General features: G+C 52.9%; 8 protein-coding genes and 1 tRNA gene. 2 read left to right on the top strand and 7 right to left on the bottom strand.

What is annotated here, in order from left to right; genetic code table 11:
* Nucleotides 1–58 precede the first annotated feature (58 nt).
* Nucleotides 59–132 (bottom strand) — tRNA-Arg (locus Q4A89_RS11075).
* Nucleotides 133–270: 138 nt separating this feature from the next.
* On the opposite strand from Q4A89_RS11075, the gene ung reads away from it, so the two are divergent.
* Nucleotides 271–933: a uracil-DNA glycosylase gene (gene ung, locus Q4A89_RS11070; RefSeq protein ID WP_303185533.1), complete on the top strand. Its 663-nt coding sequence runs from the start codon at nt 271–273 to the stop codon at nt 931–933.
* A gap of 1 nt (nt 934) precedes the next feature.
* Here ung and Q4A89_RS11065 read toward each other — a convergent pair whose 3' ends face one another.
* Together Q4A89_RS11065 and Q4A89_RS11060 are read right to left on the bottom strand one after the other, a co-directional pair.
* A complete protein-coding gene (locus Q4A89_RS11065) occupies nt 935–3,676 on the bottom strand; it encodes a putative LPS assembly protein LptD (RefSeq protein WP_303185532.1) in 2,742 nt (913 codons plus the stop codon).
* A 73-nt stretch (nt 3,677–3,749) separates the two neighbouring features.
* A complete protein-coding gene (locus tag Q4A89_RS11060; protein ID WP_303185531.1) occupies nt 3,750–4,292 on the bottom strand; it encodes an HD domain-containing protein in 543 nt (180 codons plus the stop codon).
* 105 nt (nt 4,293–4,397) lie between these two features.
* Here Q4A89_RS11060 and Q4A89_RS11055 point away from each other — a divergent pair, with 105 nt between their 5' ends.
* The gene (locus Q4A89_RS11055) at nt 4,398–5,600 is read left to right on the top strand and encodes a DUF1343 domain-containing protein (RefSeq protein ID WP_303185530.1); all 1,203 of its coding nucleotides are present in this window, start codon (nt 4,398–4,400) and stop codon (nt 5,598–5,600) included.
* Between the two features lie 3 nt (nt 5,601–5,603).
* Here Q4A89_RS11055 and Q4A89_RS11050 read toward each other — a convergent pair whose 3' ends face one another.
* The 4 genes from Q4A89_RS11050 to Q4A89_RS11035 form a co-directional block, all read right to left on the bottom strand.
* Nucleotides 5,604–8,231: a carboxypeptidase regulatory-like domain-containing protein gene (locus tag Q4A89_RS11050; protein WP_303185529.1), complete on the bottom strand. Its 2,628-nt coding sequence runs from the start codon at nt 8,229–8,231 to the stop codon at nt 5,604–5,606.
* Between the two features lie 5 nt (nt 8,232–8,236).
* Complete coding sequence (locus tag Q4A89_RS11045) at nt 8,237–9,094, bottom strand: GLPGLI family protein (protein ID WP_303185528.1); 858 nt, start codon at nt 9,092–9,094, stop codon at nt 8,237–8,239.
* A gap of 156 nt (nt 9,095–9,250) precedes the next feature.
* Nucleotides 9,251–10,108, bottom strand: coding sequence for a GLPGLI family protein (locus Q4A89_RS11040; protein ID WP_303185527.1), 858 nt, complete (start codon nt 10,106–10,108; stop codon nt 9,251–9,253).
* A gap of 106 nt (nt 10,109–10,214) precedes the next feature.
* Nucleotides 10,215–10,913 (bottom strand): DUF6261 family protein, encoded by a 699-nt coding sequence (locus Q4A89_RS11035; protein ID WP_303185526.1) that lies wholly within the window; start codon nt 10,911–10,913, stop codon nt 10,215–10,217.
* Nucleotides 10,914–10,986: the final 73 nt, after the last annotated feature.

The following is a 10,986-nucleotide window of genomic DNA, read 5'->3' as shown; positions in this document are numbered from 1 at the left end:
TACCAAAAAGGTCACTCATGTCACCAAAAAGGGAAAGGAAATCGGGCGGGAAGTGAAGTGACCCCGGTGCGACTCAAACGCACGACCTTCAGAACCGGAATCTGACGCTCTATTCAACTAAGCTACGGGGCCAAAAACGCCGCAAAGATATAAAAATAATTGACAGATGGCAACCATCGGCCTACAATTTTTCGGATTATTCCATTACCTTTGTCTGCCATATGCAGGATGCGAATCACGAACTGTCGCGTCGTCAATGCCTAAGAAGTTATGGATGTAAAAATAGAACAGAGCTGGAAGGAACGGCTGTCCGGCGAATTTGAGAAGGAGTATTTCAAAACGCTGACGGATTTTGTGCGCGAAGAATATCAACGCACGAAGGTTTATCCCTCCGGAGCGCATATCTTCAACGCGTTTGCACATTGCCCGTTCGAGCAGGTGAAAGTCGTACTGATCGGGCAAGACCCGTATCATGAGCCGGGGCAGGCGCACGGACTGTGTTTCTCGGTGCAGGACGGGACGCCTTTCCCGCCGTCGCTCGTGAATATTTTCAAGGAGATCGCGAACGATCTCGGCAAACCGATGCCTCGAAGCGGCGACCTGACCCGCTGGGCCGATCAGGGGGTATTGCTGCTCAACGCCACGTTGACGGTGCGCGCGCATGCGGCCGGATCGCATCAGGGCAAGGGGTGGGAGACGTTTACTGATGCCGTCATCCGTCAGTTGAATGCCGAACGTAAGCACATCGTTTATATGCTGTGGGGATCGTACGCGCAGAAAAAAGGCGAACGGATCGATTCGTCAGCCAATTTAGTGTTGAAGTCGCCCCACCCGTCGCCCTTGTCGGCGCATCGCGGATTCTTCGGAAATAAACATTTCAGCCGCGCGAACGACTATCTGATCGCTTCGGGGCAGGCGCCTGTCGACTGGTAGATCAATACCAGGTTTGCCGGTCGCGGTTCGTATTGCTTTGATTATATTTCAGATCTTTGAGCAGCGACGAGTTGACGGCAATCGAAAACGAATACGATTTATAGGCCCCGATGGGTTTTATGTTGGCCGACATCTGGAAGCAATGCAGGTCGCGCGAAATACTGCAACTGATGTCGTCGAATCTCCGGTGTTCGACATCGAAAGAGCCGTGCATGCTGATACGCCAGTTCTTCGTCGGCTGAATGCTGCCGTTGAAACTCAGACTGTGAGTCAGCCGGTAGTTATATTCCATCTTCTTCGGATTAAAGTTGCCGTAGCCCAATCCCATATTATAACTGAACGAAAAATTCCACGGCACCGTTGCGTTGTAGTAGCCGTCTTCGTCGTATTCGCCTGCGTTTGTTTTTTTCGCTTTCCGCAGACGCCCGCCCTTGCTCTGGCCGGCTTCACCCTGTCTGCCGTCGGAAGTCTCGTTACCCGTTTCGTTTGTCGACGCATCTTTATCGCTCCGGTCTCCTTTGCCTCCGAACCATTTTTTGAACGTGTCGTTATTAAAGGTATAGGAGAAACTCGTGCTCGTCGCCCGCAGCCTCGGAAAACCTTTTCCGGCCTGCCAGCGTGTTTTGTTGAGGGGATAAGCCCGTTGGTTTTTCGCGTCGTAACCATACGTGTAGACGTCGAAAACGCCGCTTAGTATCAAGGAGTAACTTTTAGTCAGCCGCAGGTTCAGCCCCACATTCAGGTCGCTCCATTTAAACGAATCGGCTGCCAGATTGTAGCTGATGCGAAAGCCCAGCTTCTCGATCAGGCTGATTTTTCGCTCGCCTGTCGAGTCGGCGTCCGAGCGTATCTTCATCTCCACGTTGTTTTCTACCGCGAAATTGAGTGCGCCCTGCTTCCCTCTTCCCGGCGGGCCGAACATCGCGTCTTTGAACGGCGAATAGACGCCGGTCACGGTCTCTCCCTGACGGTTTACGTACGAATAGTCCTCGTAATACCCGTATTTGCGGCTGCCGAAGTCGGGCGACATGCTGAACGAAACGGATGGCTCCATGCGGTGACGGATCATCTTGATCTTGTCTCCGAAAATCGCCCATGGCTTGAAAAAACCGTACAGCGTCGTAGAAGCCGAGATGGCGGCATTGTAGTTATAGACGCGATAGAAGCCGTAGACCGTATCGACGGGCATGAGCGCGTTGCGTGCCGTATCGTACTTGTGGTAGACTTTGTCCGTCAGCCATCGTTCCGTATAATTGACGGAAGGCGATATGTTCAGGAATCCGAAGTTGTATGTCGCGCTGATCGGAATCGAATGCTGCATGCCGTGCTTCCAGTCTTTGATGAGGTTCTTTCTGAGAAACTCATTCTCTTTCGTATGAATCGTATTTCTGAAATAACCGGAGTAGGAGATGGAGATTTTTTCGTACCAGCGTTCCTTTCCTACGATATGTTTGCGTTTGAGCGGATAAATACTGCTCATCGAGATGCTCATGTCGGGCAGCGTCACGCTCAGCGACGAATCTTGCGAGCGCTGGTTGATGTTCATCGTGGCCGAAATATTGATCGGACTGTTGGGGAAACGTTGCGAGATACTGATACTCGAACCTTTGTTGTTGTTCGTCGCATCCGGCGTGTAGAGCATATTGAGCTGATTGCGGCTGTAGCTGCTCGTCGCGAAATTGACACTGGCCGAGAAGGTACGGTAAGGATTGGCCTTCGCATCTTGCGAATGCGTCCACGCGATTCTGAAATCTTTCGAGACGCTGTAATCCGGCAGCCCTTTGTCGCCCGTTTTCGTAACCAGATAAGACGCATCGAAGGCGCCCGAATATTTATATCGTTTCCGGTACGACGAGCGGGCGGCCAAGCCCCACGATCCTTTCGTGTAAATCTCGCCCGTAAGCGCCAAGTCGATGTAATCGCTGATGGCAAAATAATATCCGCCGTTACGGAGGTTAAAGCCGCGCGCCATCTCGTCACCGTACGTAGGCATGATGATCCCCGACGAGTACGTGCTCGAGAACGGGAAGAACGCGAACGGCAGCCCGATGGGGAAGAGCGGTACGTCCTCGATCACCAAATAAGCCGGGCCGGTGACGATATCTTTTCCGGGCCGGGCTTTGGCTTTCGTCATTTTGATGTAGAAATGCGGGTGGTCATGTTCGTCGCACGTCGTGTAGCGCCCGTTGATCATGTTCATCGCGTCGTCGGGCATCTTTTTCGTGACGCCGGCCGTCAGGAAGCCTTCGCCCTGTTGTGTCAGCACATCGTTGGCATACGCCTTGCGCGACTTGAAGTTGTAACGCATGCTCTTTGCCTCGATCTGCTGTTCGCCCTCGACGAAGAGCGGATAGCCGTATTCCGTCCCGACAGAGTCGAGCGCGAACGTGGCGTAGACGATGCTGCTGTCCAGGCTTATCTCGATCCGCTCGGCCTGCAATTCGATGTTCTGGTATTTTACGTTGCTCTCTCCGTAGAGGTAGGCCATGTTTGTGCCGGTCAGGACAATGGAGTCGCTCGCCTGATACGTGACGGGCGCTTCGAGCATGCTTTTTTTGCGGGCGGTGGTATCGACGGCGGCCGTGTCGATGCGTAACGTGGTATCGGCCGCGATTTGTAGCAAACTGTCCGGTTGCCGGACGGCTATCGAATCGTTCAACGATGCGACGGCTGTCACAGGTTCCTGCGCCTGCACCCGTCCATTTGTCCAAAGAGCGCATACGCAGGCGATCCATCCTATCATTTGCTTTAGAAACATGCTTCGTCCCGTATGTATTCGGGCGCAAAAATAGCACAATTTAACGAGGATGTGGCCCTTATTTTCCTAAAAAGAGTTTACACCAGCCGTCGAAACGTGCCACGTCGTCATCTCCGTATGCGGCCAGTCCTTTGCGGATTTTTTCGATCGGTTTCTCACGGTCGAGCTTCGTTTTACTGAAAAATTTATCGGCGAAACAGATCAGTTGCTCTTCGAGCGACTGGGGGCGCATCTCGCGGAGGGGAACCGGCAGGTTGCGTTGCCGGATCAGCTCGGGCGACAGCCCCGTACCCGTATGACGCTCGCAGACCAGCGCGTGGCGCGGATACCCTTCCTTACGCAGCAGGTCGGCACCCAGATACCCGTGGCAGATATAGGGGGCTTCGCCATGACAGTCGATTTCCGGCGCATGGCAGAGAAAGATGCCGATGTCGTGCAGCAGGGCGGCTTCGCGGATGAAAGGAATGTCCAGCTCCATTTCCGGATGCGCCTCAGCGATGGATACGGCCTTATCGGCCACGCTGCGGCTGTGCGTGATCAGAATCTCGTATGCCCGCGATTCCGGAAGGTAATAGGCCTGAATAATTTCCAATGGATTCATATGCTTCGTCAAAGAAAAATGCACGCAAAAATACGGATAAATTGTCGGATTTCTCCCCTTTTTCAACTACTTTTACGCCCCGAAAAAAGAAAAACATTACTTGCAATGAAACGAAACATAATCGCATTATTTCTACTCCTGACGCTCTGCGTCGTATCAACAGGAACGGCTTCGGCCGAACATCGGAACAAACGTGTCGTACTCGGAAACGAACGCATGGACAGCATCTGCACACGATTGAAAGGTAAACGGGTGGCGCTGGCCGTGAATCATACGTCGATCCTCGAAACCAGCCGTACGCATTTGTTGGATACGTTGCTCGCACGCCGGATCGATATCAGGAAAGTTTTTGCTCCCGAGCACGGCTTCCGCGGAACGGCCGATGCCGGTGCGACCGTTCACGACAGCCGCGATCCAAAAACGGGGGTACCCATCGTTTCGGTTTACGGAAAAAATAAAAAGCCGAGCGCCGAACAACTGGCCGACGTCGATGTCGTTGTCTTCGACATTCAGGACGTAGGCGCGCGTTTCTTTACGTACATCAGTACGATGCATTACCTGATGGAGGCTTGCGCGGAACATGGTAAGGAATTGATGGTGTTAGACCGCCCGAACCCGAACGACTATGTGGACGGCCCGATCCGTCAGCCGGGATTCGAGTCGTTTGTCGGCGTCCAACCGATCCCTGTTTTGCACGGACTGACCGTCGGCGAACTGGCGCAAATGATTAACGGCGAAGGGTGGCTGCCCGCGGCCGCAACGTGCAAACTGACTGTTATCAAGATGCTGAACTGGCAACATGGCGACGCCTACCAGCCGACCGTCAGACCTTCTCCGAATCTCCCGAACGATCAGGCTATTCGCCTCTATCCTTCGCTCTGTTTCTTCGAAGGGACGTGTATGAGTGTCGGACGGGGCACGCATTTCCCGTTCCAGATCGTCGGATATACCCTGCCGCAGACCGGCTCGTTCACTTTCGTCCCCACGGCTATTCCGGGCATGGATACGGCTCCGCTTTATAAAGACAAAACCTGCTACGGCGACGACCTGCGTTATTATCCGTTCGAAGGTGGGCTTTCGCTCCAGTTCGTGATCGACTTCTTTACGCGTACCGGCCGAAACGAAAAGGTGTTTTTCAACCGGCCGCGATGGTTCGACCTGCTGGCCGGAACGGATGCGCTGCGCAAACAAATCCTTGCCGGAGTACCCGAAGCCGAAATCCGCGCTACCTGGCAATCCGATCTCGACGAATACAAACAGATTCGCGCAAAATACCTCCTCTACCCGGACTATCCGAAAGGGGAGTGAAAGCTAAAACGAATATTTCAGACTGACGATACCCGAGGCCGGGCGCAGGCCGAAGGTGGTCACGAACATGTCCGTGTCGCGGTAATGGATATCGGTGTAGGTCTCGGTATCAGTCAGATTGTGTAGCTTCAGTTCCAGTTCAATCACAGGAGAAGGCTGGTAGCGTATGCCCGCGTCGATGAGCCAGCGTTGTGTGCGGCGATTGTCTTCCGACGGATGATTGCGGTAATTCGTTTGGCCGAACAGCTCGACATTGCGAAAGGGGAGGAGGGTCACATCCCCATCCACACCCCAGCTTTGTATTATCGACCGGGTATCGACCGTGCCGGCGCGTACCGTTTGCGTAAACCGATCGAACATGCCTCGGATTCTGATGACCATCCACTCGACAGCCCGCACGTTGACCGACGGGTTAAGCGACATGATCCGGTTCACATGCTGCACGCGCAGCCCTTGCCGCGACCGTTCGCCCGACGTTTGGGTATAGCTGCTTGTCAGTGCGATGGTGGTATTTTGGTCATGAAAGTTTTTGGCGATATAGAACGTGCCCGTTACCATGCCGGCATCGTTTGTCGTTCCGGCCGTGTGCGAAGTGATCGAGCCGTCGGGGGCGACGGTTTCCCCTTTCAACACATTGCGGTGGGTACGTCCGACGGCTACATTGAGCGTCGAAAAAAATCCTTCCATCGTGTTACGGAACAGGTATCCGATGGTCAGGCTGCTCATTCGCCGATAGGCCAGTCGCCCCGATTCACCGCCGAACAGTTTGTTATAGCTGTGCTGCACGGGATGGACGAGGAACGAGAGCATGTCGCCCGTTGCATGGGTGATACCGGCACTGGCCGTTACCGAGAAACCGGGGCTGACGGTGTAGCGGGTGTTTATGCGTGCGCCGACGTAGGGACGATCGTACCGGAACTTTTCGGCCGACTGCCGGTCGCGATAGCGGATGTGGACGTATCGAACCGGTATGTCGAGTTTGACGCGCACGCGATCGCGGTCGAAGACGTACGATGGCGTAACGACTGGCTGCAGCCGGTAGCCGCTGTTCAGGTTACGCGCCTGTAAAGGCGTTGTACGGTTGTCCAGATCGGTATCGATGCGGTCGTGCTCGGTCTCCATCGTCACGTCGAACCACAAGTTATGGTAGGTGTTCAGTCCTTTTACGAACGAGGTGCTGTGGTTCGTGTAGAGCGATTGTCCGAGTACGCGCTGTGTTACCAGTCGCGCACGGTCGCTGCCGTCTACCGTAAGTCGGTTGCCCGGCACGACGCTGCCGCGGATATGCGACTCTAATCGATACACATTCGTGCCCCGTCGCCACATCAGCGACAGCCGGTTGTCGAGCGCTGCCTGCCGTTGCGTAAAGCGTTGCCGGAGTTCGGCGGGAAGGTGCAGGCGAGTATCGGCCTCGCCGAAGCCAAACCGAAAGTCGGCGGTATTGGAGACAAATTCCTGTTCGGCATTTTTTTCATAGACGAGGCTTGCCGTCAGGTTATGGTCGGCGTCGTCGGTGCGCAGGGATTCGCGGGCGATGATGGCGCTGTCGGTAGCGGCGAAATACGTGCTGACCGATTCGCGTTCGTAACGGCGGCGAGCTTCGGCATAGCCGAGGTTGAATGTCAGCGTGGAGTACGAGCCGGTGCGACGGATTGCATTGAGCGAGGCGGACGCTCCGGACGAACGGCGTGTACGAGTCCCGACATCGCCGGGCACCGTGAAAGGCAGCGCGGGAATCAGTCCGTTGGCCTTGTTGTCGCCTCCTCTGCCGAAATGGTCAGTTAATTCATGACCGGCTTCGGCACTGCAATTATCGCCTTTCAGCGTACCCAGCATTTGCCCTTTCGTGTGGGCTATAAAACCGAACCATTCGGCACGATAAAGCATGCCCGGGCGATAACCGATACCGCCCAGCACGTTACCCGCGGGGCGTGTCATGCCCTTATTTTTCAGTTTGATATTTAATGCGGCATTTTCGCTGAAATCGATGTTTTTGAGCAGGCGAACGGGCTGATGATTTTCGTAAACCTGAACACTGGCAATCTGGTCGGCGCCGATATTTCGGGTCGCCAGCGTGTAGCGTCCGCCGAGCATGTCCAGCCCTTCGATGTAAAATTTGTTGATCGCCTTACCCTGATATTCGATTCCTCCGCCGGGCTTGACGGTGATGCCGGGCAGCTTGCGCAGAATATCTTCTACGGTGCGATCGGACGGTGCGATGAACGAAGCCACGTTGTAGGTGAGCGTATCGCCGTGCGAACGGATCGGTGGGGCTTTGACCGTTACTTCTTTCAGTTGGAAGGCAGACGGGGCAAGCGTCTGGTCGATCGTGGCCGACTGCGCCGCTACGCGCCGGCTGACGGTGCGATAGCCCAATATGGCGAACTCCAGCTCAATCGGCTGCTGCTGCTCTGCCAGCGACAACCGGTAACGCCCTTCCGTGTCAGTGATCGTATAGGCCAATACCGTCCGTGTCGTGTCGGTTTTTATAGCTTTCACGATGGCGTCGGGGATGGCATGGCCGGTCCCGGCATCGGTCAGCCGGCCGGTAATTACCGTTTGCGACAAGGCGGCTACCGCCGTAAGGAGGTTGGCCAACAGGATGTAAAACAGTTTCTGCCGGATCGTCATACGTGTTATTCCAGCTCGATCGGATTATGGAACAGTTGCCGTTTGGGAACGGGTATTTCTTTTCCGTCGACGGTTTTACCTGCAAACGGACTGCCAGACATGATTTTGCCGGGATCGGAACGATAGTCGTTCAACTGTTTGTTGAAACGTTTACGAGTGGTCTTGAAAGGAGAAGATCGTTTTTCCATCGAGATGTTTTCCGTCGGGGTGCGGAGGGAGATAGCCGTGAAATGCTGATCGCCCGTGGCATCTTCGATTTGCAGGATGAGCCCCGGCAGTCCTCCGAACTTCCAGGGGCCGTCGTTTACCGGAATGTCGGTTGCATACCAGGCTGTCCATGCACGTCCGCGGAAGGTGGCAGTGGCTTTGCGGCACGTATATCCGCAGACGGTTTTCGTTTCGTCGCTCAACTTCCAGTCGATGGCAATCGTATCGGGATAGACGTACCGGTCGGTAAACACGCGATCGTAATACGAAAGAGTTTTCGTACGATGGTCTTTGACGATGGTGTATTTGGATGCTTTCCAGCCTTCATATTGATTGGATATGGCCGTGAATTGTCCGAATGTGACTTTGGTGATATCCTCCATCCGGCACATGACGGAGTCGATGAGATAATCCGGATATGCGGCGTATTTGGAAACGCGCTTCCCGACTTGCAGAATATCGTAATAGATTTTGGTTTCTTGCAGGCGCGGATCTTTTACGGTGTATTCGTAAATACATTCCAGTGTCGCTTGGTCGAGATGTTCTAACGGAGCAAATTTGGCGTATCGGTTGACTGCCGCTCCCTTTATGGTGATTTGCCCGTAAGCGATGGAGCTTATCAGGCTTATCAACAGTAGAATAATTAATGTTTTCATCGAAAATCGGTATATGTAATAAAGAGTCTGATTTGATGGTATATTGTTATCAGATCAAGTATGTAAGTTTTAAAATTTTTATTTGCAAATCTCTATGGCTTTTTTTGTATAACCAAACAATGAGTGTTAAATATATGTAATTAAATCGTTCTCGTATTATTCCAGCTCGATTGGATTATGGAACAGTTGCCGTTTGGGAACGGGTATTTCTTTTCCGTCGACGGTTTTACCTGCAAACGGACTGCCAGACATGATTTTGCCGGGATCGGAACGATAGTCGTTCAGCTGTTTGTTGAAACGCTTACGGGTGGTTTTGAACGGTTCGGATCGTTTTCGTATCGAGATGTTTTCTGTCGGGGTTCGGATGGAGATGGCCGTGAAATGCTGATCGCCCGTGGCATCTTCGATTTGCAGGATGAGTCCCGGCAATCCTCCGAACTTCCAGGGGCCGTCGTTTACCGGAATATCGGTTGCATACCAGGCCGTCCATCCGCGTCCGCGGAAGGTGGCAGTGGCTTTCCGGCACGTATATCCGCAGACGGTTTTCGTTTCGTCGCTCAACTGCCAGCCGATAGCAATCGTATCGGGATAGACGTACCGGTCGGTAAACACGCGATCGTAATACGAAAGAGTTTTCGTACGATGGTCTTTGACGATGGTGTATTTGGATGCTTTCCAGCCTTCATATTGATTGGATATGGCCGTGAATTGTCCGAATGTGACTTTGGTGATATCCTCCATCCGGCACATGACGGAGTCGATGAGATAATCCGGATATGCGGCGTATTTGGAAACGCGCTTCCCGACTTGCAGAATATCGTAATAGATTTCGGTTTCTTGCAGGCGCGGGTCTTTTACGGTATATTCGTAAATACATTCCAGCGTCGCTTGGTCGAGATGTGTTAACGGCTCAAATTTGGCATATTGGTTAGCTGCTGCTCCTTTTACGGTTATTTGCCCGTAAGCGATGGAGCTTATCAGGCTTATCAACAGTAGAGTAATTAATGTTTTCATCGAAAATCGGTATATGTAAATATGACAAAATCGTCAGATGCAAATATATAGATTTTTTTTGCTTGGGGCGATACGAAAGCATGGGCAAATAAGCCGGAGCGAGGAACTATCTGCCCGAACGTCGTGCAATGACGTCGTTCATCTCTTCGATGATCTGTTCGACGGTAGCCGCGAAAGCCGTGTAGTTGTCGGGATCGACCATCCGCATCGTTTCGACGTAGAGCAGCAGTTTATCGTTAATCAGCTCGAGTAATGTTTTTTTCAGTTCGCTGGCCGTTTTTTCTTTGGCCGCGTGTGCCCAATACGTTTCGTAGGCAATGCGTTCCACGGTGAAGTCGGATTGTGCGTGGCGAAGTTCGGACAGCGCTTCGGCCATTCCCGGCAGCGTGTCGACATGCGCTTGGGCGCCCGGTTCGGCAAAATCGAGCAGAAGCGATTCGAGCAAAGACGATTTGGAAGCATAATTTTGGTAGACGATCTTTATTCCGTACTTGGAGAAGATAGTCCAAAGCGCGTCGGCAGCCATGCTCTGAGCGGGTATCGGCATCGCCCGGTATCCTTTGAGGATATCGCGCAGTTTACGCAGTTTTTGATTGCGCAGCGCATCGGCCGTACCGAGCTTGGATTGCATACGGTTATGTTTGATCGCCTCCGTAATGTGGAGTGATTGCGTACGCATTTGGTTAAAGAGCCGGTTCAGAAAAGGATTGGTCGCAAGATGAGGATGTTTGTCATAAAGAAGAATCAGACGGTCGGATATATCGTCTGTTTCCGTAATACGAACGCGAGAATCTAATTTCTTCATAACCTTGATTTTTTTAATGAATATATTCTATGTTTCTTTCGGGGTTTTCCCGATGGTCAAATCCGTTTGATTT

It is taken from the genome of Tannerella sp. (assembly GCF_030528505.1).
GTDB lineage: Bacteria > Bacteroidota > Bacteroidia > Bacteroidales > Tannerellaceae > Tannerella.
The sequence above is the reverse complement of the archived record's forward strand: the minus strand, read 5'-3'. Positions and strand labels throughout refer to the sequence as shown.

Bases quoted from the DNA above. Each gene is read 5' to 3' on its own strand.
- ung (WP_303185533.1), top strand. From the start codon at position 271: ATGGATGTAAAAATAGAACAGAGCTGGAAGGAACGGCTGTCCGGCGAA.
- Q4A89_RS11065 (WP_303185532.1), bottom strand. From the start codon at position 3,676: ATGATAGGATGGATCGCCTGCGTATGCGCTCTTTGGACAAATGGACGG.
- Q4A89_RS11060 (WP_303185531.1), bottom strand. From the start codon at position 4,292: ATGAATCCATTGGAAATTATTCAGGCCTATTACCTTCCGGAATCGCGG.
- Q4A89_RS11055 (WP_303185530.1), top strand. From the start codon at position 4,398: ATGAAACGAAACATAATCGCATTATTTCTACTCCTGACGCTCTGCGTC.
- Q4A89_RS11050 (WP_303185529.1), bottom strand. From the start codon at position 8,231: ATGACGATCCGGCAGAAACTGTTTTACATCCTGTTGGCCAACCTCCTT.
- Q4A89_RS11045 (WP_303185528.1), bottom strand. From the start codon at position 9,094: ATGAAAACATTAATTATTCTACTGTTGATAAGCCTGATAAGCTCCATC.
- Q4A89_RS11040 (WP_303185527.1), bottom strand. From the start codon at position 10,108: ATGAAAACATTAATTACTCTACTGTTGATAAGCCTGATAAGCTCCATC.
- Q4A89_RS11035 (WP_303185526.1), bottom strand. From the start codon at position 10,913: ATGAAGAAATTAGATTCTCGCGTTCGTATTACGGAAACAGACGATATA.